This window comes from Streptomyces hirsutus (genome assembly GCF_001418415.1).
GTDB classification, from domain to species: domain Bacteria; phylum Actinomycetota; class Actinomycetes; order Streptomycetales; family Streptomycetaceae; genus Streptomyces; species Streptomyces hirsutus.
The window spans coordinates 1-24,860 of record NZ_LIQT01000211.1 but is presented as its reverse complement, the minus strand read 5'-3'; the positions used below and the strand labels follow the sequence as shown (position 1 = coordinate 24,860).

Below are 24,860 nucleotides of genomic sequence, written 5' to 3'. Positions count from 1 at the left end.
GCTGGCGCATACCGCCGGAGAGCTGGTGCGGGTACTCCTTGAGCCGCCGGGTCGGGTCGGGGATGCCGACCCGGTCCAGCAGGTGGGCGGCCTCCTTGCGGGCGGCCTCCCCCTTCATCCCGCGGTGGCGCTCCAGGATCTCGGTGACCTGCACGCCGATCGGCACGACCGGGTTGAGCGAGGACAGCGGGTCCTGGAAGATCATCGCCATCTTGCTGCCGCGCAGGTCGCGACGGGCGGACGGGCTCATGGTGAACAGGTCCGTGCCGTCGAAGTCGGCGCGGCCGCCGACCGTGACGCCCTTGTGGGGCAGCAGGCCCATCAGGGCCAGGGAGGTGACGGACTTTCCGCAGCCGGACTCGCCGACCAGGCCCACGACCTGGCCCTGGTCGACCTCGAAGGAGACGCCGTCGACCGCCCGGGACTCCTTGCGGCCGCGGCCGCCGAAGGTGACGGTCAGTTCGTCGACAGTGAGCAGAGACATGGTGGTTCAGCCCCTCAGCTTCGGGTCGAGGGCTTCCCGCATGGCCTCGCCGAGGAGGGTGAAGCCGAGGGCGGTGATGATGATGCCGACGGCGGGGTAGACCGCCATCATCGGCGCGTTGTCGAAGAAGCGCTGCGCCTGGGCGAGCATGACGCCCCACTCGGGGATCGCCGGGTCGGGGTTGCCCAGGCCCAGGTAGGACAGGGCGGCCGCCTCGATGATCGCGGTGGCCAGGGAGAGCGTGGCCTGCACGATCACCGGGCTGAGCGAGTTGGGGATGATCTGCGAGACCACGATGCGCCGCTTGCGCACACCGAGGGACTTGGCCGCGAGCACGTAGTCCGCGCCGCCCTGCGCCAGCATGGAGCCGCGCAGCAGCCGGGCGAACACCGGGATCTGGACGACACCCACGGCGATCATCACGGTGGTGAGCGATTGGCCCATGACGGCGGCGATGGACACGGCCAGCAGCAGCGAGGGCATCGCCAGCATCATGTCGATGAAGCGCATGATGACGGAGTCGATGCGCCGTCCGGTGTCGCCGCCGAGGGTGGCGGCGGCTCCGGAGAGGCCGCCGATCAGGAAGCCGATGATCAGGCCGATGAGCGTGGCGACGACGCCGACGAGCAGCGTCTGGCGGGCGCCGACCAGCATGCGGGAGAACAGGTCCCGGCCGAGGTGGTCGAGTCCGAACCAGTTCTCGCCGCGCGGTCCGACGAACTCGCCCCGGTTGGGGAAGACCTCGCCCCGCCAGGTCTGGGCAGTCGGGGCGTACGGGGTGAGGTAGGGCCCGACGATCGCGACGAGGACGAACAGGGCGATGACGGCCGCGCCGATGATCGCCATCTTGCTGCGCCGGAGACGGCGGAAGGCCTCCCGCCACAGGCTTGCGCCGGTGCTGGTCTCCTTGGTCGCGGTCAGTTCCGCGAGCCGCTGGATCTTTTCGGTCTTGGTTGCGACGCTCACGCTAGTGCACCCGCACTCTCGGGTCGATGAGGCTGTACGCCACGTCCACCAGCAGGTTGATCAGGACGTACACCATCGCGATGAACATGATGAACCCGACGAGCACGGGGTAGTCGCGGCCGTCGATCGCGGTCCGGATGAAGGAGCCGATGCCGCCGAAGTCGAACACGGACTCGGTCAGGACCGCGCCGGACAGCAGGGAGCCCGTGAGGAGGCCGACCGCGGTCACCACGGGGAGCATCGCGTTGCGCAGCACGTGCCGGCCGCGGACGACGCTCCGCTTGAGGCCCTTGGCCTCGGCGGTGCGGACGTAGTCCTCGTCCTGCACCTCGAGGACGCTGGCGCGGGTCATGCGCACGATGACCGCGAGCGGGATGGACGCCAGGGCGACGGCGGGCAGGATCAGGTGATGGAGCGCGTCCCCGGCGGCGTCCAACTCCCCGGTGAGGATGCCGTCCAGGACGGCGAAGCCGGTCACGCTCGTGGCGTCGATGCCGGTCTCCTGGCGTCCGGAGACGGGGAAGATCCCGAGCTGGACGGCGAAGACGCTCTTGAGGATCAGGGCGAGGAAGAAGACCGGGATGCAGATGCCGATGAGCGAGCCGGAGACCGCGGTGACGTCGAGCCAGCCACCGCGGTTGCGGGCGGCGAAGTAACCGAGCGGGATACCGACGGCCACGGCGAGGAGGATCGCGAGGAGGGACAGCTCCACGGTCGCGGGGAAGCGCAGGACGAACTCGTCCCACACCGGCTGTCCGGTCTGGGTGGAGGTGCCCAGGTCGAGTTCGGCGATGCGCTTGAGGAAGCGCCAGTACTGGACGTAGACGGGCTGGTCCAGCCCGAGTGCGCGGTTGATGCGAATTACTTCGGCCTCGGTGGCCTTCTCCCCCAGGATCGCTGAGGCGGGTCCGCCGGGCAGCCGGTCGAGCCACAGAAAGAGCAGTACCGACAGGCCGAGCAGCGTGGGTATGAGCTGGAGCAGTCTTCGTACGACGAGACGCAGCACCCCGCATGCCCCTTTCTTGCGTGATGTGTTCCATGAATGGCCCCGCCCGGCCGTGAGTTTCGACGGCCGGGCGGACCCTTTGTGCTTGGGCAGCTACTGCTTGCTTACTTGAAGGAGGCCTCGGAGAAGACTTCCTGCGTCAGCGGGGAGACGTTCGGCGGGTTCACGTTCTTGCCGAAGGCGATGGCCGGCGGGGAGGACGAGACCGGGACACCCGGCAGGTACTCCATGACGACCTCGTTGGCCTTCTTGTACGCGGCGATGCGCTCGTCGTGCTTGCCGAGCTTCGAGCCGGCGTTCACGGCGTCGAAGACCTTCTTGTCCTTGAAGCCCCACTGCTTGTCGTACCCGGCGAACCAGGTGCCGATGAAGTTGAAGCCGTCGTTGAAGTCACCGGTCCAGCCGAGCATGTGCAGGTCGCAGGAGCCCGCCTCGGTGGCGTCCAGGTAGTCCGGGGCCCACTTCATCGCCTTCGGCGTGACCGTGATGCCGGACTTCTCCAGGTCGTCCTTCATCAGCTCGAACAGGTCCTGCGGGGCAGGCATGTACGGGCGGGTGACCTCGGTCGGGTAGCAGAAGTCGACCTTCAGCTTCTCCTGGCCGGCCTTCTTGAGGAGCTTCTTGGCCTCGCCCGTGTCGTACGCGTACTGCTTGACGTCCTTGGAGTAGCCCTCGATCGTGTCGGGCATGAACTGGTCGGCGACCTTGCCGCCCTCGGGCAGCTGGGTCTTGACCAGGTTCTCACGGTCGATGGAGTGCGCGATGGCCTGGCGGACTTCCTTCTTCTTGAGCGCGGGGTTGGCCTCCTGGCTCATGCCCACGTAGAAGAGGTTGAAGACGCCACGGGTCGGGACGCCGTAACCCTGGTCCTCGAGGGTCTTGACGTCGGCCGGTGCGACCAGGTCGTAGCCGTCGATGTCACCGGCCTGGAGCGCCTGACGGCGCGTCTGCTCATCGGAGATCGTACGGAAGACCAGGTTCTTGATCTTCGCCTTCTCGCCCCAGTAGCCGTCGAAGCGCTCGAGGGAAACTTCCTTGTTGCCCTTGTTCCACTTCGTGATCTTGTACGGGCCGGTACCGGCGACCGTGCCGGCCTCCTGGCTGTACTTGGGGTACGTGATGGCGTCGCCCTTGGCGGACGCGTCCTGCTTCTTGTACTCCTCGATCGCCTTCGGCGAGTGGATCGCCAGGGCGTTCAGGGAGAAGCCGCCGGGGAGGTTGGCGGAGGGCTCCTTGACCTCGATGACGGCGGTGTTCTCGTCCTTCGCGGTGCAGGACTTGTAGTTCGCCTCGGGCGTTTCCTTGTCCTCGTTCTTCGCGAACCCGCCCATGATGGTCTGCCAGTAGTAGGAGACCGCACTGGACTGGTAGGTGCCCGTCCAGTTGAACCAGTGGTCGTAGTTGGCGCAGACGGCCGCGGCGTTGAAGGCCTCACCGTCGTGGAACTTCACGTTCTTGCGGAGGTCGAAGGTCCAGACGGTGCCCTCGTCGTTGCTCGACCACTTCTCGGCGAGGCCGCCGACCATTTCGCTGCCGCCGGACTCGTGCTCGATGAGAGCCTCGAACGCCTGCCGCGTCACGCGGAAGGTTTCACCGTCGCTCGCGAGGGAAGGGTCCAGGGAGCCCGGGTCACCGGCACCGGCGAAGACGAAGGTGTCCTTCTCGCCGTCGCTCTTGTTGTCACTGTCCCGTTCGCTGGAGCAGCCCGTGGCGATCAGAGCGACCGCCACCGCGGCCGTGATCGCCCGAGCGGCTCGGGACTTGGATATGCGCATATTGGGGCCACTCCGGGTCCGCTATGTGGATGCATCTTGACCGGCCGAACACTACAGATGTTCACAGCGAGTCGAGAACAGTCCGGATAGCGGTGATACCCACCTGAGATCTGAACAGTTGACATAAGGGACTCTTCAGGCGTCCCTCCGCCAGGAATTAACCATCCCGATACATTCGACTCCCCCTCCACTCCCCTCCGGGAAGCTTCGGGCGGCGTGAAGAAGGGGTGAAACCGCAGGTGACAGGCGGTCAACCGGTGATCGCTGAGCGCACATGGCTGAAAACCTGTCACGAAACCGGCACCCGACGGCAGCGCGGTCCCCCTCCGCCGGCGCTCCCGTCCACTCTGTGGACACCGTCACGCTGAGTCAGCACAGGGGGGGTGCGGCCGGTGCCCGGCCGTACCCGCTTCTCCCGTATACGGCCCGGTCAGCGCTGGTGCGCGGGCGGATAGCCGGAGCCCGCGGCGGGGGGCGCGGCGGCGCCGTGGGCCTCGCGGTCGTAGAACGGGCGGGCATGGGCGCGCAGCCACATCGCGACCGGGTCGTGCTCGTCGGACATCGCGACGGTCGACACCGGGAGCCCGTCCGGGATCGCGCCGAGGGACTGCTGCATCATCGCGCGCACCGCGTCCACGGCCGGCGGCGAGGTGTCGTACACGTCCAGGCCGATGGCGAGGTACGGGGCGCCCAGCGACGGCTGCACCCAGGTACGGCGCAGCGAGCGGACGGCGGGGGTGCGGTGCGCGTTCTGCGCGAGCAGGGCGTAGAACTGCGGGATCTCGATGGCGGGTTCGGACAGCCGCAGGGGGCCGGCGGGCTGGCGGTCGAGGCCGGTGGCGAGCCTGCGCAGATCGAGCCAGGGGATGCCGAGGCCGCCGCCGGGGGCGTGCGGATTGAGCCAGAGTCCGTAGCGGTCGGGGTAGAGGGCGCGGGCGGCCTCGAGGCCGTCGACGACCTCGTAGGACCGGTTCCAGCCACTGGCGGACAGCTCCTGGGCGGAGGTCACGCAGGGCGCGTAGCCGAAGCCGTCGACCTCCATGTTCCCGTACTGGGCGTCCGGGGAGCCCGCCTGGCCCTGCCACAACAGCATCCAGACATGGCCGGAGGAGGGGGTCGCGAGCGCGCGCAGCAACGCCTCGTAGGCGTCGTAACGCCCCGGTGTCACCTGGCGCAGCATGTGCTCGACCTGCCCGGCCGCCGCGGTGCCTGCGCTCACTTTGTATCGCCCCTCCGTACCACCCGTACAACGCCCTCGCTCGAGCCAATGAACCTAGCTTAAGCGCCTCTCGGCCCCGGGGAGCTCTGCCGGTGCGCGGCCGTCCTCCGGCGGCGCCGCGGCCCCCTCAGCGCGTCCACTGGTAGAAGGGGCGGACGCGGTCGCGCATCCACTGGCCGACCGGATCCTGGGCCACGTCCAGGAGGACCAGGTTGACGGGCCACTTCACCGGTTCGCGGCCCAGCGCGCGGCCCACCGCGTCCATCGGCGCGGCCCTCAGGTCGCCCTCCGTACGGGTCAGTTCGGCGGGGGACAGTTCGACGCCGACGAACAGCACCGGTTCGGCCGTCTCGATCTCGGCGAGGCAGCGGCGGGCGGTGGAGACGATACCGAGGGCCTCGAACTCCGCGGAGGCGGCGGCGAGGAAGTCCACCGGGTCGTCCTGCCAGTCGGGTTCGAACAGCTTGACCCGGCCTCCGCTCGCGGGTCCGTCCAGCGGTCCGCGTCCGGCACGGCACAGGGTGGCGACGGCGGGCGGCGGCAACGGGATGCCGACCACTCCCCCGGGGTTCACGGCGATCCCGGCCTGCGGCGGCAGACCGCGCGCGAACTCCACCGCGGGCGCGACGGTGAACGACATGTGGGACCCGACGACCTGACGGAACTGTTCCTCGGAGCTGAAGACCGGGACGTACGCCTGGCCCTCGATCTCCATCGTGGGCAGGTCCAGCGGGCCGCTGTCCGGTCCGCCGCCGTTGGGCAGCGGTACCCACAGGTGGCTCCGGCCCAGTACCTCGATGATCCGGCCGTCGCCCGAGGGGACGCCCAGGGAGGCGGAGAGCACCTCCTCCAGCTCGTTGCCGGGCCATCCGCCGTGCGGATGGGGGTGAGTCTGTGCCGGGAAGCCCGCCGGGAAGTCCATCTGCCTACCGCCTGCCTGGAACCACTGCTGTGGCTGAAAGGCTAACCGCTGCCGCGTCCGGCGGTGGGCCCGTCCGGGCGGCCGTCAGTCCGTGAAGTCGATGCGGTGCAGCGCGTTCGCCGCGTCGCGGTCGGCCAGGACGGCCGAGCCGCAGCCCGCGGGCAGGTCGCCGCGCACCACGGACGTCAGCAGCCGGTCGATGGCGGCGCGGTGGCGTCGGAAGGCGTACCGGGAGACCCCGCGGCCGCGCTCGCGCTGGCCGTCCAGGGCCTGCTCCGGGGGGACGTCGAGCAGCAGCAGATGCAGGTCCGCGCCCCGGCGGCGGGCCTCCCGGGCCAGCCAGCGGCGCACCCAGGCCTGTGTGCCGCAGTCGTGGACGACGACTCCCTCGCCGGTGCGCAGGGCGCGCCGCAGTCCGGCGTAGTGGGCGAGACGGACCAGGGGCCGGTACACCGCGTACGGCAGGAGGCGCGGCATGCTGCGGTCCCAGCGGTCTCGGGTGTCCTGCGAGTCGACGGGGGTGCCGCGCGCCGCGCGCCGCATGAGGGTGGACTTGCCGCTGCCGGGCAGTCCGGTGACCACGACGAGGTCGCGGGGGCCGAAGAGCAGGGTGTGCGGGCTGCGGCCGGCGCGCTCGCGCAGGTCGCGGACGACGGGCGCGGGCAGGGTGCCGCACGCCTCCCGGGCCGAGGGGGCCTGCCGCTCGGGCAGCGTGACGCCCGTGGTGGTGGCGTACGCCGTGGCCTTGTTCACCGTGTGTGTCCTCCCCTGGGGGCTGCCCGGCCCTGTGCCCAGGTACCGGAATCCCTCCCCGCCGAGTGTAAAGAGACGGTAACGCCGGGGCCTCCGGTTTCCGTCCCTTTCCCGACACAGGCCTGTCACAGCCGTGCGTGAACACCCGAATACCCTGCGCTCCTCCCAGAAGGGTCCCCCTGCCGCGGCCCCGCGATGCGTGCAATGATGAGCGCGCCAACTGCATACCGGCCGTTTGAATCCGCGCGGGAGAGTCCCCGGCACCGTTGCCGCCGGGGCGCCGAAGGAGCAAGTCCCTCCCTTGAATCTCTCAGGCACCGTTACCGCGTGGGCGAGGCACATCTGAAAAGCGGGCCCCGTGCGAGTCGCCGGTGGCTCCACCCAAGGTGCAAGCCGTGGTCGTCCCCTGCGCGGACGGTCATGGCGAACCTCTCAGGTTCCGATGACAGATGGGGAGGAAAGACCTCGCCTGTCCTGCCTTGGGAGACCGACCGATGAGCAGTACCGAACTCCGCCGGACCGCGCTCGACGCCCTGCATCGTTCGCTCGGTGCCACGATGACCGATTTCGCCGGCTGGGACATGCCCCTGCGCTACGGCTCCGAACGCGACGAGCACAACGCCGTGCGGACGGGGGCCGGTCTCTTCGACCTCTCCCACATGGGCGAGATCACCGTCACCGGCCCGCAGGCGTCCCGGTTCCTCGATCACGCGCTGGTCGGCAACATCGGGACCGTCAAGCCCGGTCGCGCCCGCTACACCATGATCTGCCGCGAGGACGGCGGCATCCTGGACGACCTGATCGTCTACCGGCTCGACGACACCGAGGCCGGGTCCCCCCGCTACCTGGTCGTCGCGAACGCCTCCAACGCCCAGGTGGTGCTGGACGCGCTCGTGGAGCGGTCGGCCGGCTTCGACACCGAGGTCCGTGACGACCGCGACGCGTACGCGCTGCTCGCGGTGCAGGGCCCCGAGTCCCCCGGCATCCTGCAGTCCCTCACCGACACCGATCTCGAGGGCATGAAGTACTACGCCGGGCAGCCCGGCACGGTCGCGGGCGTCCCCGCCCTCATCGCCCGTACCGGCTACACCGGCGAGGACGGCTTCGAGCTGTTCGTGAAGCCGGAGCACGCGGTGGAGCTGTGGCAGGCGTTGACCGGGGCGGGCGAGGGCGTCGGCCTGATCCCGTGCGGGCTGTCCTGCCGGGACACGCTGCGTCTGGAGGCCGGCATGCCGCTGTACGGCCATGAGCTGAGCGCCTCCCTGACCCCGTTCGACGCCGGGTTCGGCCGGGTGGTGAAGTTCGAGAAGGAGGGCGACTTCGTGGGCCGCGCCGCCCTGGCCGAGGCCGCCGCCCGCGCCGAGCGGACCCCGCCCCGCACCCTGGTCGGCCTGGTCGCCGAGGGCCGCCGGGTCCCGCGCGCCGGGTACGCGGTGGTCGCCGGCGGCGAGGTGATCGGCGAGGTCACCTCCGGCGCGCCCTCCCCGACGCTGGGCCGGCCGATCGCGATGGCGTACGTCGACGTGGCGCACGCGGTGCCGGGCACGGCGGGTGTCGGTGTGGACATCCGCGGCAGCCACGAGCCGTACGAGGTCGTGGCGCTGCCGTTCTACAAGCGGCAGAAGTAGCACCGCCGCAGGACCGCTTCGGGACGGCTTTCCAGGCCCTCGCGCGTCGGCGCAAGGGTCTCCGGGGCCTCACACCTCACACGGGTGAGCAGGGCAGGTCGTACCCGCTCACGCGTACGTCCCGTACTTCCCGTAGTTTCCGAATCATCAGCAATTCCACCGCGTACAGGAGAGTCCAGGCCATGAGCAACCCCCAGCAGCTGCGTTACAGCAAGGAGCACGAGTGGCTGTCGGCCGCCGAGGACGGCGTGTCGGCCATCGGCATCACCGAGCACGCGGCCAACGCGCTCGGCGACGTCGTGTTCGTCCAGCTCCCCGAGCTCGGTGACACCGTGACCGCGGGCGAGACCTGCGGCGAACTGGAGTCGACCAAGTCGGTCAGCGACCTGTACTGCCCGGTCACCGGCGAGGTCACCGAGGTCAACGAGGACGTGGTGAACGACCCCTCGCTGGTGAACTCGGCCCCCTTCGAGGGCGGCTGGCTGTTCAAGGTGCGGGTCACCGACGAGCCGGCCGACCTGCTCTCCGCCGCCGAGTACGACGCCTTCATCCAGGGCTGAGGAGGCCGTAGTCCCATGTCGCTTCTGAACACCCCGCTGCACGAACTCGACCCGGACGTCGCCGCGGCGGTCGACGCCGAGCTGCACCGCCAGCAGTCCACCCTCGAGATGATCGCCTCGGAGAACTTCGCCCCGGTCGCGGTCATGGAGGCCCAGGGCACGGTCCTCACCAACAAGTACGCCGAGGGCTACCCCGGCCGCCGCTACTACGGCGGCTGCGAGCACGTCGACGTGATCGAGCAGATCGCCATCGACCGGGTCAAGGAGCTGTTCGGCGCCGAGCACGCCAACGTGCAGCCGCACTCGGGCGCGCAGGCCAACGCCGCCGCGATGTTCGCGCTGCTCAAGCCCGGTGACACGATCATGGGCCTGAACCTCGCGCACGGCGGGCACCTGACCCACGGCATGAAGATCAACTTCTCGGGCAAGCTCTACGACGTGGTCGCCTACCACGTCGGCGACGACGGCCGGGTCGACATGGCCGAGGTCGAGCGGCTGGCCAAGGAGAGCAGGCCGAAGCTGATCGTCGCCGGCTGGTCGGCGTACCCGCGGCAGCTGGACTTCGCCGAGTTCCGCCGGATCGCGGACGAGGTCGGCGCGTACCTGATGGTCGACATGGCGCACTTCGCCGGTCTGGTCGCGGCGGGCCTGCACCCGAACCCGGTCCCGCACGCCCACGTCGTCACCACGACCACGCACAAGACCCTCGGCGGTCCGCGCGGTGGGGTGATCCTCTCCACGGCCGAGCTGGCCAAGAAGATCAACTCCGCGGTCTTCCCCGGCCAGCAGGGCGGCCCGCTGGAGCATGTGGTCGCGGCCAAGGCGGTGGCCTTCAAGGTCGCCGCGTCCGAGGAGTTCAAGGACCGCCAGCGCCGCACCCTGGAGGGCTCCCGCATCCTGGCCGAGCGCCTGATGAAGGACGACGTCAAGGCGGTGGGCGTGGACGTGCTCTCCGGCGGCACGGACGTGCACCTGGTCCTGGTCGACCTGCGCGACTCCGAGCTGGACGGGCAGCAGGCCGAGGACCGTCTCCACGAGGTCGGCATCACCGTCAACCGCAATGCGATCCCGAACGACCCGCGCCCTCCGATGGTCACCTCGGGTCTGCGGATCGGGACGCCCGCCCTGGCCACCCGCGGTTTCGACGCCGAGGACTTCACCGAGGTGGCGGACGTGATCGCCGAGGCGCTGAAGGCGCCCTCCCCCTTCGGGGCCGCCGACGCCGAGGCGCTCCGGGCACGGGTGACGGCTCTCGCGGAGAAGCATCCGCTGTACCCCGGTCTGAAGTAGTTTCGTACGCTTTGATGCGTACGACCGTCCGGGGCATCGCGCACACTGGGGCAGTGGGCGCGATGCCCCGCGTCGTGCACCCCCTGTGAACACCGTTCCGTTCCCCGCATCCGTATCACCGCGAACCACCCCCCGGCGGACAGCGGCGTCCGCCGAACCCCTAGGAGTCCTTCCGTGGCCCTCTCGGTCTTCGACCTGTTCTCGATCGGCATCGGGCCGTCCAGCTCGCACACGGTCGGCCCGATGCGGGCCGCCCGCATGTTCGCCCGGCGGCTGCACCACGAGGAGCTGCTGGACCCGGTCGCCTCGGTCCGCGCGGAGCTGTACGGCTCGCTCGGCGCCACCGGCCACGGGCACGGCACGCCCAAGGCGGTGCTGCTCGGTCTGGAGGGCGCCTCGCCCCGCACGGTGGACGTGGAGACGGCCGATGAACGGGTGGAGAAGATCAAGGACTCGGGCCGTCTGAGGCTGCTCGACACGCACGAGATCGCGTTCTCCTTCGACGACGACCTGGTGCTGCACCGCCGCAAGGCGCTTCCGTACCACGCGAACGGCATGACCCTGTGGGCGTACGACGCGTCCGGCGCCGAGGTGCTGAAGAAGACGTACTACTCGGTGGGCGGCGGCTTCGTCGTCGACGAGGAGGCGGTGGGCGCGGACCGCATCAAGCTCAACGACACGGTCCTGAAGTACCCGTTCCGCACGGGCGACGAGTTGCTGCGCCTGACCCGGGAGACGGGTCTGTCCATCTCCGCGCTGATGCTGGAGAACGAGCGCGCCTGGCGGACCGAGGAGGAGATCCGCGAGGGCCTGCTGGAGATATGGCGGGTGATGCAGGCGTGCGTGGCGCGCGGCATGTCCCGCGAGGGCATCCTGCCGGGCGGCCTGAAGGTGCGCCGGCGTTCCGCGAACACGGCGCGCAAGCTGCGTGCGGAGGGCGACGCGAAGGCCCTCGCCATGGAGTGGATCACGCTCTACGCGATGGCCGTGAACGAGGAGAACGCCGGAGGCGGCCGGGTCGTCACCGCCCCGACCAACGGCGCGGCCGGCATCATCCCCGCCGTCCTGCACTACTACATGAACTTCGTCCCCGGTGCCGACGAGGACGGTGTGGTCCGCTTCCTGCTGGCGGCCGGTGCGATCGGCATGCTGTTCAAGGAGAACGCGTCCATCTCCGGCGCCGAGGTCGGCTGCCAGGGCGAGGTCGGCTCCGCCTGCTCGATGGCGGCGGGCGCCCTCGCCGAGGTGATGGGCGGTTCCCCGGAACAGGTCGAGAACGCCGCCGAGATCGGCATGGAGCACAACCTCGGCCTGACCTGCGACCCGGTCGGCGGTCTGGTCCAGATCCCGTGCATCGAGCGCAACGGCATGGCCGCGGTGAAGGCGGTCACCGCCGCGCGGATGGCGATGCGCGGCGACGGCTCGCACAAGGTGTCCCTGGACAAGGTCATCAAGACCATGAAGGAAACCGGCGCCGACATGTCCGTCAAGTACAAGGAGACCGCGCGGGGCGGGCTGGCGGTGAACATCATCGAGTGCTGAGGTTGTAGGCCCTGGCCAGCGCGTTTGCTTTTTTCAGCGCCGCCGGGGCCTTCCCTGCCTGCTCGGCGGAAAGTCCCTCGGCTCTCTCTGGGACAGGCGTGAAAGTCCCTGGAGCGATCGCCCGAGACGGGCCTCCGACCTGGAGCTTCGTGGCATTCACCGCACGCCGGACCACTACTTTTCGAGCGGCGTCGAACGGCAGGATCACCCCAGCGCAATAACAAGAAACTTGTTAAAGTCGTGGCATGACTGCCTCCCCGGCCCCCGGTGAAGGTCCAATCCGCCCGGTCTCCGTTTCCCTCCACGAGGGCACTATCGCAGCCCTCAAGGCACGTACCGGCAAGCGCGGTATGTCCGCCTACGTCGAGACCCTCATCCAGCGCCAGCTGGAGCGCGACCGGCTGCGTGAACTCATCGAAGACGCCGAAGCCGAACATGGACCCGTGAATCAGGCAGCGGTCGAAGCCAAACGAGCCCTCCTTCGCGGTGACACGGTCGGCTCGGCGGACGCGGCGTGAGCGGCACCCTCGTCCTGGACTGTGAGGGCCTGTCCAAACTCGTCAGACGCACACCGGAGCTCACCGAGTGGCTTTCCGCCGCAGAGGCCGAAGACATCCGAGTCGTCACCAGCTCCGTCACCCTCGTCGAAGCACGCGACCCGAAGACTCATCAGGCCCGATTCGACTACACCGTCTCCCGCATCAACGTCATACCACCCGATGAAATCATCGCCCGCCGCGCCAGCAAGCTCCTCGCTTCAGCCGGCTTCCACGGCCACAAATACGCTCTCGACGCGATCGTAGCCGCCACCGCGATGGCTTCTCCCTCCCCCGTGACCATCCTGACGTCAGATCCCGAGGACCTCCTGATGCTGTGTGGCACTGGCGTCCGTGTGATCAAAATTTGACGCAGTGCGATGCCGAGCCTGCCGCGGCTTCCGGCTCCCTGCTGATCGACGCAGCTCTGTCCCTTCATCTGGGCGCCCGCTGTCGGTGCACTGAAGTACGCCGTCTTTCCGCACAGCCCGGACCACCGGTAGCACCGGAGGCGGGTGCCCCAGGTGTCGGGCTGTCCGAAGACGAACTCACCTCCGTGCCGGGGCGGGCGGCCCAGGGTGTGCGGCTGCCGGGGCGGGACGGCTTTGCGCAGGACGCGGTCCGAGCGCATCCGGGCCAGCACCTGCACGGGCAGGTCCCTCAGGAGGAAGCCGAGGCGGGGTGCGTCGTATCCGGCGTCCGCGACGATAAGGATGTCCGGGTCGCCTGCCTGCCACTGTCCTGCGGCGATCAGACGCTGGCGCAGGTCGCGCAGTTGCCGGGCGGTGACGGTGGCGGTGTCGTCCCCCGGCGCCAGACGCAGTACGTCCAGCGGCGCGGTCCACGAGCTGCGGCCGGGCTCGAGCGCGCAGACGATGGAGTACGGCCAGCCGGGGACGGGGATGTGCTGGTCCTTGCCGCGTCCGTAGGTGTGGCACAGGATCCGCTGCGGTGAGGTGTGGGCGTCGGGCCGCAGCCAGCAGGTGACATCGACGGCCAGGACCAGCCGGCCGTCAACGGCCCGCGGCAGCGGCACTTGGGCCAGTGCCCGCCGCAGCTGGCGGACATCGATGCCTCCGCGGGCCACGGCGGCGTAGAGCCCGCCATGGCCGCGGCGGTGTTCGCCCACCAGCGACAGTTCGGCCAGCGACCTCACCGGCCCGTCGCCGCACAGGACAGCATCGGCCAGCTCGAACAACGCGTCCGAACGAGCGGTCAGGCAGGAGTAGAACTCGCCCCGGAAGCATGACAGTTCCGCCAACGGTTCCTGCCGGGGATCATGATGCAGCAGACTCATTTTTACGGCCTTCGTGCTGAACGTGTGTGTTCCTTGGTCGGAGCACATGTTCAGCACGAAGGCCGCTTCGGTGTACGCCGGTTACCGAACCGAGTGATCAAGTTCGACGCACCATTCGACGTCGGACGTTAAAGATCAAGCTAAAGGATGTCCCTGAAAACTCCCTGGCCATGCCGCAAGTCAGGCTTGTCAAGCCAAATACGCAGGTCACACCCACGCTCACAAGCGTCCAGCATGTCCGTCAAGTACAAGGAGACCGCGCGGGGCGGACCGGCGGTCGACATCATCGAGTGCTGAGGGGACGGGGCGCGGCGGACGGCGTATGTTGGCCTGGCTGGTCGGGTTCCGTTCCGGGCATGGGGTCCGGGCCTGGGCTCCGGTGTTCTGTTGGGGGTTGGAAACCATGGTTGCTGGTCGTGTGGTGCGGTTCGACGCCGTACGGGGTTACGGGTTCATCGCTCCGGAGCACGGCGGGGAGGACGTCTTCCTCCACGTCAACGACGTGCGGATTCCGGAGCATCAGCTGCGTCCCGGGGTCACCGTGGAGTTCGAGATCGAGGAGGGCGACCGGGGGCTGAAGGCCTCGGGCGTGCGGCTGGCCCAGGGGGCCGGCCCGGTGTCCTCCGCCGGGGCGGGCAGGCATCCGGACGGCGAGGACCCGCTGTGCGACGTGCTCACCGCCGAGGAGTACCTCCAGGAGGTCACGGAGGTCCTGCTGTCCGCCGCGCCGACGCTGACCGGCGAGCAGATCCTCCAGGCGCGCCGCGGGCTGCTGCAGTTCGGCAAGACCCACGGCTGGTGCGACGGGTGAGCCGGGCACGGTGAGCCGGGCCCCGGCGCGGTCGGGCTCCGGCGCGGTCGGGCTCCGGCGCGGTCGGGCTCCGGCGCGGTCGGGCTCCGGCGCGGTCGGGTCAGTACCCGGATGCGAGTCCCAGGTCCCGCCGGAGCCGAGCCGCCGGGGTGCGGCGTACGGTCTCGTACCGGCGCAGCGCCTCCGCGCCCCGGCCGGCGGCGCACAGCGCCCGCAGCAGGATCACCCATGAGGTCTCGCGCAGGGGATCGCGACCGACCAGCCCGTCGGCGGCGACCACCGCCTGCGGCGGCCGGCCCTCCCCGATGAGCATCCGGGTCCGCACCTCCTGTACTGCAACCGGGACTTCCGGCTGAACGTCGACACGACGTCCTACGCGGGCGACGGACTGTGGATCGCCGACCACGTCACCGCGGGCGAGCCCCGCATCAAGGCGAAGTGGCGCTTCCACCAGCACACCGACGATCCCGTGGACACCGGCCTCGCAGCCTTCCCCGACCGCGCCGCCCTCGAGGAGTGGGCGGGCGGCGCCTGAGGGCAACCGCCCACGGGGACGGGGGCCGGGTGGCAGGACCGTTCAGCGGTCGGTGACGCGCATTTCGAACCAGGTCGTCTTGCCCCGGGGCAGGAGGTCGACGCCCCAGCGGTCGGCGAGGGTGTCGACGAGGAAGAGACCGCGCCCGCTGATGTCCAGTTCCTGGACCGGCATGAGGCAGGGCAGGCTGCGGGACGGGTCGCGGACCTCCACGCGGATCCAGCGGGGGCGGCGGCGCAGCCGGAGACCGAAGACGCGGGCCCCGGTGTGGCGCACCGCGTTGCCGACGAGCTCGGAGACGAGGAGGACGGCGTCCTCGGTGTTCGCCGGCCCCAGGCCCCAGTGGCGCAGGATCACGACCTGGGTGAGCCGGCGGGCGGTGGCCGCGGACTCCGGGCGGGACGGCAGCGGGACCTCGGCCTGCGACGGATCGCCGAACAACTCCAGCGCCTTCTGAGCGTGTTCGTCCTCGACCGTCGGCGACCAGCGCGACGCGGTCGCACGTCCGTCTCCCCGCGGCTGTTCCCTGCCATCCAGCCCCGCCATGCCCCCATCATGGACGTCCGACGGGACGCCCGGGGCCGTTCTGTCGGAATGCGCCCCCCGTACGCCCTCGCCGCAGGACAGGCCACTGGCATATGCCTCTGACGCTTCGGGGGTACCGGCGGCCCGTGCGGCCTGCGGGAACGGTTCGCTGCGCGGCAATCGACGGGCTCCCTCGACACGACAGGCTTAAGGGTGCGTTAAGGCTCCCATAAACCGCCCTATCGAGGGACCCGGATCAGACATCGCGTCAATTGCAAGCCCTCGGAGGGAGATTCAGAGGAACTTCGCCTTGCCGGGGCCGTCCTCCACGAAGCTGCGCATCCCCCGCTCACGGTCCTCGGTGGCGAACAGGCCCGCGAACCAGTTGCGCTCGACGGCGAGGCCGGTGTCGATGTCGGTCTCCAGACCGGTGTCGACCGCCTCCTTGGCCGCGCGCAGGGCGATCGCAGGACCCTTGGCGAGCTTCGCGGCCCACGCGTGCGCCTGCTCGTAGACCTCGGCGGCGGGCACCACACGGTCTACCAGACCCAGCGCCAGCGCCTCGTCGGCCTTCACCTGACGGCCCGTGAAGATGAGGTCCTTCGCCTTGGACGGGCCGATGAGGCGGGCCAGGCGCTGGGTGCCGCCGGCCCCCGGGATCAGGCCGAGCAGGATCTCGGGCTGGCCCAGCTTGGCGTTCTCCCCGGCGATGCGGAAGTCCGCGCAGAGCGCGAGCTCGCAGCCGCCGCCGAGCGCGTAGCCGGTCACCGCCGCCACCACCGGTTTGGGGATGCGGGCCACCGCCGTGAAGGAGTCCTGCAGGGCGCGGGCGCGCAGGACCATCGCGGTGTGGTCCATGGCCTGCATCTCCTTGATGTCCGCGCCCGCCGCGAACACCTTCTCGCCGCCGAAGATCACCACGGCGCGCACGTCCTCGCGGCGCGTGATCTCCTCGGCGAGTTCCTTCAGCCGGTCCTGCGTGGCGACGTCCAGCGCGTTCATGGGCGGGCGGTCCAGGCGCAGCGTGCCGACGCCCTCGGCGACTTCGAGATGTACGGTCATGACAGCAGGTTAACGGCGACTAACGGCAACCGGGCCGGTGCGGTCGATCACATCCGGCCGGGGGCACGGGGGTCGCCCCCCCCGGACGGACACAGCACGGCGACTAACGGCAAGCGGGCCGGTGCGGTCGATCACATCCGGCCGGGAGTACGGGGTCGCCCCCGGACAGAGACGGCAAGGCGACCGACGCCGGCGGCCCCGGTGCCGTACCTCGCACCGGGGCCGCGTACGTCGTGCGGAAGGCCGCGCGATCAGGCCTTCCACTTCTCCCAGGACATGTTCCAGCCGTTGAGGCCGTTGTCCGGGGCGATGGTGGCGTCGTTGGAGTTCTTCACGACGACCACGTCGCCGATCATGGAGTTCTCGAAGAACCAGGAACCCGGCGCCTTCTTGTCCCAGCCGCCACGGGTGTCGCGCAGGCCGATGCAGCCGTGGCTGGCGTTGTAGTTGCCGAAGGCGCCGCCGCCCCAGTAGTTGCCGTGGATGAAGGTGCCCGACGTGCTCAGGCGCATGGCGTGCGGGACGTCCTTGATGTCGTACTCGCCGCCGAACCCGACCGTCTCGCCGTTCATCCGGGTGACCGCGAGCCGCTCGCTGATGACCATCCGGCCGTTCCACGTCTCGGTGCCGGGGGCGCCGGCGGTGATCGGGATCGTCTTGATGACCTTGCCGTCCCGCTCGACCTTCATGGTGTGCTTCTTGGCGTCGACGACGGAGACCTGGCTGCGGCCGATGGTGAAGGAGACGGTCTTGGCCTGCTCGCCGTAGACGCCGGGGCGGCCCTCGACGCCGTCGAGGTTGAGGTCGACGGTGACCTTGGTGCCGGGCTTCCAGTACTTCTCGGGGCGGAAGTCGAGGCGGTCGTTGCCGAACCAGTGCCCCTCGACCTCGACGGCCGGCTCGGTCGTGATGCGGATGGCCTTCTCGACGTCCTCGGGGTGGGTGATGCCCCGGGTGAAGCGGAGCGAGAACGGCATTCCGACGCCGACCTTGGAGCCGTCCTCGGGGGTGAAGGTGCCGACGAAGGTGTTCTTCGGGGTCAGCGTGGTGAAGCTGGAGTCCTCGGCGGCGGTGCGGCCGGCGGAGTCCTTGGCGACCGCGTGCACGGTGTACTTGGTGGAGGCGGCCAGGTGGGTCGACGGCGTCCAGTGGGCGCCGTCGCCGGATATCTCCCCGTCGATCCTCTCGCCGTCCGGGTCCTTGACGACGACCTCGGTCAGCTTGCCCTTGGCCGCGTCGACCTTGAGCGCACCGCTGGTCTTCACGGACTCGGCGCCGTCCTCGGGCGCTATGCCGATGACCGCCTCGGACTGCTTGCTCCGTGCCGCGGTGGCGTCCTTGGCCTTGCCGTCGTCCGAGCCGGACCCGGAATCCGGGCCGGTCCCCCCGCCGCACGCCGTGACCGCCAGCATCACCCCGAGTGCCAGCGCGGCGAGCTTCCTGCCGCCGCGCCTCCGCGCGTCAACCGACGCCCCCGATATCGGCCCCACGTTCACTTGTTTTCTCCCCTCGGCGGGCCTGCCCCGGCCCGCGCCCCGCACGCCCCTCGCGCGCCTCGGCGCATAGTAACCACAGGCCAGGGGGGTTGGAGGCGGTCGGTGTGTCACCGTTCCGTTCCAAACTCCAACGGCCCACGGGACACAACCAGGACGCCCTTTCGGCCATCCGCGCGTGAGGGCGCTCCGGGGCGTCCGGGTTCACTTCACGGCGCCGCCCTTCGTCCACTTCTCCCAGGACATGTTCCAGCCGCCGAGGCCGTTGTCCGGGGCGACCGTCCGGTCCTTGCTGTTGACCACCTCGACGACGTCGCCGACGAGACTGCGGTCGAAGAACCAGCCCGCCGGGGTGTCCGCGCCGCCGCCCTTCACGTCGCGCAGTCCCACGCACCCGTGGCTGACGTTGGTGTCGCCGAAGACGTCCTCGTCGGCCCAGTAGTTGCCGTGCAGGAAGGTGCCGGATTCGGTCAGGCGGATGGCGTGCGGGACGTCGGGGATGTCGTACTCGCCCTTGCCGTCGTCGTCGGTGAAGCCGACGGTCGCGCCGTTCATCCGGGTGACCTCGAGCATCTCGGTGATCACCATCTTCCCGTTGTACGTGGGGGTCTTCGGCGCCCCGGCCGTGACCGGCACCGTGGCGAGCACCTCGCCGTCCCGTCGCACCTCCATGGTGTGCCGGGACGCGTCGACCACCGAGACCTGGCCGCGGCCTACCGTGAACGAGAACGTGCGGTGCTGGAGCCCGTAGACGCCGGATGCGCCCTCGACGTCCCGCAGGTCCAGCTCGACGGTGACCTCGGTGCCGGGCTTCCAGTACTCCTCGGGCCGGAAGTCGAGGCGGTCCTTGCCGAACCAGTGCGGGCGGATGTCGACGGCCGGACGGGAGGTGACGCGGACGGCGCGTTCGACCGCCGCGCGGTGGACGATCTCGCGGTTGAACGCCAGGGAGACGATCATCCCCGTGCCGACGACGGAACGGTCCTCCGGTGCGACGTAGCCGATGAAGCGCTGCTCGGGGACGTACGTCGTGAAGGTGGTGCGGCGGGCCGCACGGCGCCCGTCGTCGTCCAGGGCGACGGTGTCGACCGTGTACTTCGCGGCCAGCGCGAGCCGTTCGTCGTCGGGCTCCCAGGTCTGTCCGTCGGCGGAGATCCGGCCGGGGACCGGGGTCTCCCGCGCGTCCTGGGACCGGACGACCTTCACCGACTCCAGCCGGCCCTCGGACGCCCGGACCCGCAGCACTTGGTCGGGGCGCACCTCCTTGCTGGCGTCGGCGGGCACGACCCGGATCACCTCCTCGGGCCCCGGGGGGCCGAACGCTCCTGCGACGGGACCGTCCGGGGTACAGCCGACGGCCCCGGCCAACAGTCCTGCCCATGTCATTACGGCGGCCAGTGCGGCCCTCGCGCGCCGTGCGCGCCCTTGTACGTGGCTCACGCGCTACCCAACGACGGTGTGCGCCGTGGGGAAACGACCATGCGTCCCCTCGGGGAACAGTCCTCTCCGCCCGGCCGTCTCCGCCGCACCCCGCAGGGACGCGCGCGTGTGCCCCGGAGGGACACGCGTGTGCGCCCCCACCCCGGGGCGGCGCGAGGGTGCGCCCCCGGAGAACGTCAGGGTGCACCCCGGGGAAACGTGAGTGCGCGGCATGCTCTGGGCAGAACTGTGGGGAGGACGACGCGCCGGGGAGCCGCGGCCGGAGCCGAGGAACGCCCGGGGAACCGGGTGGCCGCACTCCCCTGCCCGCCGTCGTCCCATGATGAGCCGCGGGAGGCTGACAGGTGTCCAGCGCAGCCGAGCAGGAGGCGGTGGCCGGGCGGGGGGCGGTGACCGGGGACCGGGTCACCGGCGACGGACGCCCGGCCGTCGCCGTGAACGGCGTGCGGGCGGCCGCGCCTGTGCCGGCGACGGTGCCGGTGCGGCCCGGCCCGGCCGCCCCGCTGGGTGCCCACTTCCGCACCGGCCCGGACGGGGTGGCGGGGACCGGCTTCGCCCTGTGGGCGGGGGGCGCCGAGGGCGTCGAGCTGTGCCTGTTCGACGAGCACGGCGGGGAGAGCCGCGCCCGGCTCACCGAACTGACGGAGGGGGTCTGGCACGGTTTCGTACCGGGGGTCCTGCCCGGCACACGCTACGGCTACCGGGTGCACGGCCGTTGGGATCCGTGGACCGGCGCCCGCTGGAACCCGGCGAAGCTGCTGCTCGACCCGTACGCCCGCGCGGTGGACGGCGACTACGGCACGTTCGGCCTGCCGCCCCAGGTGTACGGGCACGTCCGGGACTGGCCGGAGCAGCATGTCGCGGACACCGTGCGCGACGACCGGGACTCCGCCCCGTACGTGCCGAAGGGCGTCGTCGTCCACGATGACGACGACCGGGCCGACGACCACCGGCCCGGGACGCCGTGGGCGGACACGGTCCTGTACGAACTGCACGTCAAGGGGTTCACCCAGCGGCACCCCGGCATTCCCGGGGAACTGCGCGGCACGTACGCGGGGCTGGCCCATCCCGCCGCGATCGAGCACCTGGTGCGGTTGGGGGTGACGGCCGTGGAGCTGCTGCCGGTGCACCAGTTCGCGCACGAGGACCATCTGCTGCGGCGGGGGCTGCGCAACCACTGGGGCTACAACTCCGTCGGCTGGTTCGCCCCGCACGCGGGCTACGCGGCCACCGGAACGGGCGGGCAGCAGGTCGGCGAGTTCAAGCGGATGGTGCGCGCGCTGCACGCGGCGGGCATCGAGGTCGTCCTCGACGTGGTGTACAACCACACCGCCGAGGCGAACGAACTGGGCCCCACCCTGTCCCTGAAGGGCATCGACAACCGCGGCCACTACCGGCTCCGGGCCGACGCCCGCCGGTACGCCGACTACACCGGCTGCGGCAACACCCTGGACGTCGTCCGGCCGCAGGTGCTGCGTCTGATCACGGACTCGCTGCGCTACTGGGTGACCGAGATGGGCGTCGACGGCTTCCGCTTCGACCTGGCGGCGGCGCTGGCCCGCACCGGGGACGGGGACGACGTCGACATGTTCGCCCCGTTCCTCTCGGTGGTCGCCCAGGACCCGGTGCTGCGCGGGGTGAAACTGATCGCCGAGCCGTGGGACGTGGGCCCCGGCGGCTACCGGGCGGGGGCGTTCCCGCCGCTGTGGTCGGAGTGGAACGACCGGTACCGGGACGCCGTACGGGACTTCTGGCGGCCCGGGGCCGCGAATCTGCGGGAGATCGGCTACCGGCTCTCCGGTTCGAGCGACCTCTACGACTGGGGCGGACGGCGCCCGTACGCCTCGGTCAACTTCGTCACCGCGCACGACGGATTCACCCTGCGCGACCTCGTGTCGTACGAGCGCAAGCACAACGAGGCCAACGGTGAGGGCAACCGGGACGGCACGGACGACAACCGCTCCTGGAACTGCGGCGCCGAGGGCGAGAGCGGTGACCCGGACGTCCTGGCCCTGCGGCGGCGGCAGCTGCGCAACCTGCTGGCCACGCTGCTGCTGTCCACGGGCGTGCCGATGCTGGTCGCCGGTGACGAGATGGGGCGCACCCAGCGCGGCAACAACAACGCCTACTGCCAGGACAACGAGACCGGCTGGGTGGACTGGAGTCTGCTGGACGATCCCGGCTGGAAGGCCCTGTTCGAGCTGACGTCCCGGCTGATCGCCCTGCGCCGCCGCCATCCGGTGCTGCGCCGCCGGACCTTCTACTCCGGGCACGCCCACTCCGCGGACGGACTGCGCGACCTGGCCTGGTTCACCGGGCGGGGCACCGAGATGACCGAGGAGGACTGGTACGCGCCCACCGCCACCCTCGGCATGTACCTCTCCGGCCGGGACGTCCCGGAGCGGGACGAGCGCGGGGAACGCGTCCTCGACGACAGCTTCCTGGTGATCCTCCACGCCGGTGACCGGCCGGCGGCCGTCCGCCTCCCGGGCCCGCCGTGGGCCCGGCACTACGAGGTGGTCGTCGACACCGGCCGGGAGGACCAGGAGTCCCCGCCGGACACGGCCCACCCGGCGGACACGACGATCACGGTGGGGGGACGGACGGTGCTGCTGCTGCGGGCGGTCGGCTGACGCGGCACCGGCCGGACACCGGACCGTCGCTCAGCCGGCGTCCGGCCGGCCGAGGATGCCGCGCTCGTAGGCGACCGCCACGGCCGCGGCACGGTCCCTGACGCCGAGTTTGGCGTACAGGTGGGTGAGGTGGGTCTTCACGGTCGCCTCGCTGATGAAGAGTTCGCGGGCGATCTCGCGGTTGGAGGTGCCCCGGGCGACCAGGGCGAGGACCTCGCGTTCCCGCGCGGACAGCGGTTCGGCGGCGGGGGCACGGACCGCGGAGACCAGACGGGAGGCCACCGCCGGGGAGAGGACCGTACGGCCCTCGGCGGCCGCCCGTACGGCCGCGAACAGTTCCTCGCGCGGCGCGTCCTTCAGCAGGTAGCCGGTCGCGCCCGCCTCGATCGCGGGCAGGGTGTCGGAGTCGGTGTCGTAGGTGGTGAGGACGAGCACCTCGGCCCGCGCTCCCCGGCGGGCCAGCTCCCGGATGGCGTCCACGCCCGAACCGCCCGGCATGCGCAGGTCCATGAGGACGACGTCCGGATCGAGGGCGGCGGCCCGCTCCAGCGCCTCGACGCCGTTCGCCGCCTCGCCCAGGACGCGGAAGCCGGGCGCGGCCTCGAACATGCCGCGCAGACCGTCCCGTACGACGGGATGGTCGTCGACGATCAGGACCGAGACGGTCGGGGTGTCTGCGTCAGTCATGGCGCACCAACGGTACGCGAGCCGACACCGCCGTCCCGTGGCCGGGTTCGGACTCCACGGTGAGGGAGCCCGCGATGCGTTCCGCGCGGGCGCGCATGCCGTCGAGGCCGAAGCCTCCGCTGCCGGTGCGGGCGGGGCGTACGCGCGGGTCGAAGCCGCGGCCGTCGTCGCGGATGTCGAGGGTGACCTCGTCGCCGATGTAGGAGAGCGTGACGCCGACCCGGGTGGCCGCGGCGTGCCGGGAGGCGTTGGACAGGGCCTCCTGGGCGATCCTCAGCAGCGTGGCCGCGACCTCCTCGTGCAGGGGTTCGGCGGTGCCGGTGACGGTGCAGTCGGCGCGGGCGCCGGTGCGTTCGCCCCATTCGGCGACCGTCTTCTCCAGGGCCTGCGGCAGTCCGTCCCCGTCGAGGGCGACCGGGGCGAGGTTGTGCACGGAGCGGCGGGCCTCGCCGAGGCTCTCGCGGGCCAGGTCGGTGGCCCGGCCCGCGTGGACGCGGACCAGGTCGGGGTCCGTCGTGCCCGCCACCGCCTGGAGCTGGGCGATGATGCCGGTGAGGCCCTGGGCGAGGGTGTCGTGGATCTCGGCGGCCAGCCGCCGGCGTTCGTCGGCGACACCCGCCTCCCGTGCCTGGACGAGGAGTTGGGTGTGCAGGGCGGCGTTCTCGTCGAGGACCTGCTGCAACGCGGCATTGGTGCGCTCCAGTTCGGCGATGGTCTCGGCCTGTGTCCGGACGCGCTCCTCCTCCAGGTCGCCGAAGTGGGCGAAGAGGGCCACCAGCAGGGCGTTGACCAGGAGGATCGCGCCGAAGAGCACCCAGCCCAGGCCGTCGCCCGGCGGCAGCCCGCCCGACTGCGAGCCCGCCAGTGTCACCGCGGTGGCGATCAGGCCGGGCTTGACCAGGTGCCGGGGGAGTTGGCGCCCGACGCCGAAGTAGCCGATGACCGCGTAGAAGGCGAACAGCGGGTTCGTCCAGGTGAGCGCGAACCCGACGGCCCAGCGGGCGGCGTAGTAGCAGGCGCTCTCGGTGGTCGGTCCGGGGCGCCTGTCTTCCGCCCTGCCCCAGGCCAGTTGGAGGACGACGGCCACGACGACCAGCACGCCGCTCAGCCGGCGCTCGCCGTCCGTCGTGCCGATCGCGTCGGCGGCCGACAGCGAGAGGACGGTGCCGGCGGCGAGCAGAACGTACGGTCCCCAGCGGTGGAACGCCGCCCACCGCCGCTCGACCACGCCGTCGGCCGTCGTGCCATCGGCCGTCGTGCCATCGGCCGTCGTGTCGTCCGTGGTCACCCCGCCCACCGTCATGCCGCCCTTCTCATCCGCGTCCGCCCCGACGCTTGTCCCGACGCCGGTCCCCTACCCGTCCCGGCGACGGCCTGCGCGCTCGCCCACACACTCACGTCCCCACTCACCCACTCACTCCCACCCTCATTCCCAGCGGAACCAGCGTGCCGCGGCGGCCGTCAGCAGCACCGTCCAGGCCGCCAGGACGGCCAGGTGGATCCAGCCGGGCCAGTCACCGGCGGCGGCCTGGTTCAGGGCTTCGGCGGCGGCGCCGAACGGGGTCCAGCCGACGATGTCGGCGAGCAGGTCCGGCATGGCCTGCACCGGCAGCCACACACCCGCGCAGAACATCGCCGGGAACAGCGCGGCGGAGCCCACCGCTCCCGCGATCTTCGCCGTGCGGGACAGCGCGGA

22 protein-coding genes, 3 pseudogenes and 2 riboswitches are annotated in these 24,860 nt (G+C 70.8%); of the genes and pseudogenes, 9 read left to right on the top strand and 16 right to left on the bottom strand.

All coding sequences use genetic code 11. The annotated features are described in order from the left end of the window. From AOK11_RS17165 to AOK11_RS17135, 7 genes are all read right to left on the bottom strand, one after another. Nucleotides 1-484: ATP-binding cassette domain-containing protein (locus AOK11_RS17165; RefSeq protein WP_157869385.1), on the bottom strand; the 484-nt coding region annotated here is incomplete at its 3' end. 6 nt (nt 485-490) lie between these two features. Then, the gene (locus AOK11_RS17160) at nt 491-1,450 is read right to left on the bottom strand and encodes an ABC transporter permease (RefSeq protein ID WP_055594597.1); all 960 of its coding nucleotides are present in this window, start codon (nt 1,448-1,450) and stop codon (nt 491-493) included. Nucleotide 1,451: 1 nt separating this feature from the next. Next, a complete protein-coding gene (locus tag AOK11_RS17155; RefSeq protein ID WP_055594596.1) occupies nt 1,452-2,456 on the bottom strand; it encodes an ABC transporter permease in 1,005 nt (334 codons plus the stop codon). A gap of 104 nt (nt 2,457-2,560) precedes the next feature. After that, complete coding sequence (locus AOK11_RS17150) at nt 2,561-4,231, bottom strand: ABC transporter substrate-binding protein (RefSeq protein WP_055594595.1); 1,671 nt, start codon at nt 4,229-4,231, stop codon at nt 2,561-2,563. 430 nt (nt 4,232-4,661) lie between these two features. After that, complete coding sequence (locus tag AOK11_RS17145; protein ID WP_055594599.1) at nt 4,662-5,411, bottom strand: enhanced serine sensitivity protein SseB C-terminal domain-containing protein; 750 nt, start codon at nt 5,409-5,411, stop codon at nt 4,662-4,664. A gap of 166 nt (nt 5,412-5,577) precedes the next feature. Continuing rightward, a complete protein-coding gene (locus AOK11_RS17140; protein ID WP_055594594.1) occupies nt 5,578-6,372 on the bottom strand; it encodes an enhanced serine sensitivity protein SseB in 795 nt (264 codons plus the stop codon). An 84-nt stretch (nt 6,373-6,456) separates the two neighbouring features. Next, a complete protein-coding gene (locus AOK11_RS17135; protein ID WP_055594593.1) occupies nt 6,457-7,125 on the bottom strand; it encodes an AAA family ATPase in 669 nt (222 codons plus the stop codon). A gap of 236 nt (nt 7,126-7,361) precedes the next feature. Next, nucleotides 7,362-7,461, top strand: a riboswitch (glycine riboswitch). Further along, nucleotides 7,462-7,584, top strand: a riboswitch (glycine riboswitch). A 35-nt stretch (nt 7,585-7,619) separates the two neighbouring features. Between AOK11_RS17135 and gcvT the strand changes: the two genes are divergently transcribed. The 6 genes from gcvT to AOK11_RS40070 all read left to right on the top strand — a co-directional run bounded on the left by gcvT (nt 7,620) and on the right by AOK11_RS40070 (nt 13,052). Further along, nucleotides 7,620-8,753, top strand: coding sequence for a glycine cleavage system aminomethyltransferase GcvT (gene gcvT / locus AOK11_RS17130; RefSeq protein WP_055594592.1), 1,134 nt, complete (start codon nt 7,620-7,622; stop codon nt 8,751-8,753). A gap of 182 nt (nt 8,754-8,935) precedes the next feature. Next, on the top strand, nt 8,936-9,313 hold the full coding sequence (gene gcvH, locus AOK11_RS17125; RefSeq protein WP_055594591.1) for a glycine cleavage system protein GcvH: 378 nt from the start codon (nt 8,936-8,938) through the stop codon (nt 9,311-9,313). Between the two features lie 15 nt (nt 9,314-9,328). Then, nucleotides 9,329-10,603 (top strand): serine hydroxymethyltransferase, encoded by a 1,275-nt coding sequence (gene glyA / locus AOK11_RS17120; RefSeq protein WP_055594590.1) that lies wholly within the window; start codon nt 9,329-9,331, stop codon nt 10,601-10,603. A gap of 174 nt (nt 10,604-10,777) precedes the next feature. Next, nucleotides 10,778-12,145 carry an L-serine ammonia-lyase gene (locus AOK11_RS17115; RefSeq protein WP_055594589.1) on the top strand — a complete coding sequence of 456 codons (1,368 nt, stop codon included), beginning with the start codon at nt 10,778-10,780 and terminating at the stop codon, nt 12,143-12,145. A gap of 245 nt (nt 12,146-12,390) precedes the next feature. Further along, nucleotides 12,391-12,663, top strand: a complete 273-nt coding sequence (locus AOK11_RS40075) for a hypothetical protein (RefSeq protein WP_079034910.1) — start codon at nt 12,391-12,393, stop codon at nt 12,661-12,663. Continuing rightward, nucleotides 12,660-13,052 (top strand): type II toxin-antitoxin system VapC family toxin, encoded by a 393-nt coding sequence (locus AOK11_RS40070; protein WP_079034909.1) that lies wholly within the window; start codon nt 12,660-12,662, stop codon nt 13,050-13,052. Before AOK11_RS40075 ends, AOK11_RS40070 begins: the two co-directional genes overlap by 4 nt. Before the next feature lie 143 nt (nt 13,053-13,195). Here the strand turns inward: AOK11_RS40070 and AOK11_RS17110 are convergent. Further along, a pseudogene (locus AOK11_RS17110) lies at nt 13,196-13,978 on the bottom strand (transposase); the annotation flags it as partial. A gap of 403 nt (nt 13,979-14,381) precedes the next feature. Here AOK11_RS17110 and AOK11_RS17105 point away from each other — a divergent pair. Next, nucleotides 14,382-14,789 carry a cold-shock protein gene (locus AOK11_RS17105; RefSeq protein WP_055594588.1) on the top strand — a complete coding sequence of 136 codons (408 nt, stop codon included), beginning with the start codon at nt 14,382-14,384 and terminating at the stop codon, nt 14,787-14,789. 100 nt (nt 14,790-14,889) lie between these two features. Here the strand turns inward: AOK11_RS17105 and AOK11_RS40065 are convergent, their stop codons facing one another. Continuing rightward, nucleotides 14,890-15,195: an AfsR/SARP family transcriptional regulator gene (locus AOK11_RS40065; RefSeq protein WP_240497375.1), complete on the bottom strand. Its 306-nt coding sequence runs from the start codon at nt 15,193-15,195 to the stop codon at nt 14,890-14,892. Between AOK11_RS40065 and AOK11_RS45025 the strand changes: the two are divergent. After that, a pseudogene (locus tag AOK11_RS45025) lies at nt 15,115-15,324 on the top strand (muramidase); the annotation flags it as partial. The gene AOK11_RS40065 and the pseudogene AOK11_RS45025 sit on opposite strands and share 81 nt — an antisense overlap. Nucleotides 15,325-15,366: 42 nt before the next feature. Here AOK11_RS45025 and AOK11_RS17095 read toward each other — a convergent pair. The 4 genes from AOK11_RS17095 to AOK11_RS17080 all read right to left on the bottom strand — a co-directional run bounded on the left by AOK11_RS17095 (nt 15,367) and on the right by AOK11_RS17080 (nt 19,844). Continuing rightward, a complete protein-coding gene (locus AOK11_RS17095; RefSeq protein WP_055594586.1) occupies nt 15,367-15,870 on the bottom strand; it encodes an ATP-binding protein in 504 nt (167 codons plus the stop codon). A 273-nt stretch (nt 15,871-16,143) separates the two neighbouring features. Continuing rightward, nucleotides 16,144-16,911 (bottom strand): enoyl-CoA hydratase/isomerase family protein, encoded by a 768-nt coding sequence (locus AOK11_RS17090; protein WP_055594585.1) that lies wholly within the window; start codon nt 16,909-16,911, stop codon nt 16,144-16,146. A 251-nt stretch (nt 16,912-17,162) separates the two neighbouring features. Next, complete coding sequence (locus tag AOK11_RS17085; protein ID WP_206188871.1) at nt 17,163-18,407, bottom strand: L,D-transpeptidase; 1,245 nt, start codon at nt 18,405-18,407, stop codon at nt 17,163-17,165. A 201-nt stretch (nt 18,408-18,608) separates the two neighbouring features. Then, complete coding sequence (locus AOK11_RS17080; protein ID WP_055594583.1) at nt 18,609-19,844, bottom strand: L,D-transpeptidase; 1,236 nt, start codon at nt 19,842-19,844, stop codon at nt 18,609-18,611. 344 nt (nt 19,845-20,188) lie between these two features. Here AOK11_RS17080 and glgX point away from each other — a divergent pair, with 344 nt between their 5' ends. Beyond that, complete coding sequence (gene glgX, locus AOK11_RS17075; protein WP_055594582.1) at nt 20,189-22,477, top strand: glycogen debranching protein GlgX; 2,289 nt, start codon at nt 20,189-20,191, stop codon at nt 22,475-22,477. Nucleotides 22,478-22,507: 30 nt separating this feature from the next. Here the strand turns inward: glgX and AOK11_RS17070 are convergent, their stop codons facing one another. The 3 genes and pseudogenes from AOK11_RS17070 to AOK11_RS17060 all read right to left on the bottom strand — a co-directional run. Then, nucleotides 22,508-23,164, bottom strand: coding sequence for a response regulator (locus tag AOK11_RS17070; RefSeq protein ID WP_055594581.1), 657 nt, complete (start codon nt 23,162-23,164; stop codon nt 22,508-22,510). Beyond that, entirely contained in the window at nt 23,157-24,467 is a 1,311-nt protein-coding gene (locus AOK11_RS17065; RefSeq protein WP_079034907.1) for a sensor histidine kinase, read from the bottom strand. The genes AOK11_RS17070 and AOK11_RS17065 overlap by 8 nt, the downstream gene beginning before the upstream one ends. A 123-nt stretch (nt 24,468-24,590) precedes the next feature. After that, nucleotides 24,591-24,860 (bottom strand): annotated as a pseudogene (locus AOK11_RS17060) (ABC transporter permease); the annotation flags it as partial.

Excerpts from the sequence above, each read along its gene's own strand:
- AOK11_RS17105 (WP_055594588.1), top strand. The coding sequence starts at position 14,382 with ATGGTTGCTGGTCGTGTGGTGCGGTTCGACGCCGTACGGGGTTACGGG.
- AOK11_RS17070 (WP_055594581.1), bottom strand. The coding sequence starts at position 23,164 with ATGACTGACGCAGACACCCCGACCGTCTCGGTCCTGATCGTCGACGAC.
- AOK11_RS17140 (WP_055594594.1), bottom strand. The coding sequence starts at position 6,372 with ATGGACTTCCCGGCGGGCTTCCCGGCACAGACTCACCCCCATCCGCAC.
- AOK11_RS40075 (WP_079034910.1), top strand. The coding sequence starts at position 12,391 with ATGACTGCCTCCCCGGCCCCCGGTGAAGGTCCAATCCGCCCGGTCTCC.
- AOK11_RS17065 (WP_079034907.1), bottom strand. The coding sequence starts at position 24,467 with ATGACGGTGGGCGGGGTGACCACGGACGACACGACGGCCGATGGCACG.
- gcvT (WP_055594592.1), top strand. The coding sequence starts at position 7,620 with ATGAGCAGTACCGAACTCCGCCGGACCGCGCTCGACGCCCTGCATCGT.
- gcvH (WP_055594591.1), top strand. The coding sequence starts at position 8,936 with ATGAGCAACCCCCAGCAGCTGCGTTACAGCAAGGAGCACGAGTGGCTG.
- AOK11_RS17150 (WP_055594595.1), bottom strand. The coding sequence starts at position 4,231 with ATGCGCATATCCAAGTCCCGAGCCGCTCGGGCGATCACGGCCGCGGTG.
- AOK11_RS17145 (WP_055594599.1), bottom strand. The coding sequence starts at position 5,411 with ATGCTGCGCCAGGTGACACCGGGGCGTTACGACGCCTACGAGGCGTTG.
- AOK11_RS17095 (WP_055594586.1), bottom strand. The coding sequence starts at position 15,870 with ATGGCGGGGCTGGATGGCAGGGAACAGCCGCGGGGAGACGGACGTGCG.
- glyA (WP_055594590.1), top strand. The coding sequence starts at position 9,329 with ATGTCGCTTCTGAACACCCCGCTGCACGAACTCGACCCGGACGTCGCC.
- AOK11_RS17090 (WP_055594585.1), bottom strand. The coding sequence starts at position 16,911 with ATGACCGTACATCTCGAAGTCGCCGAGGGCGTCGGCACGCTGCGCCTG.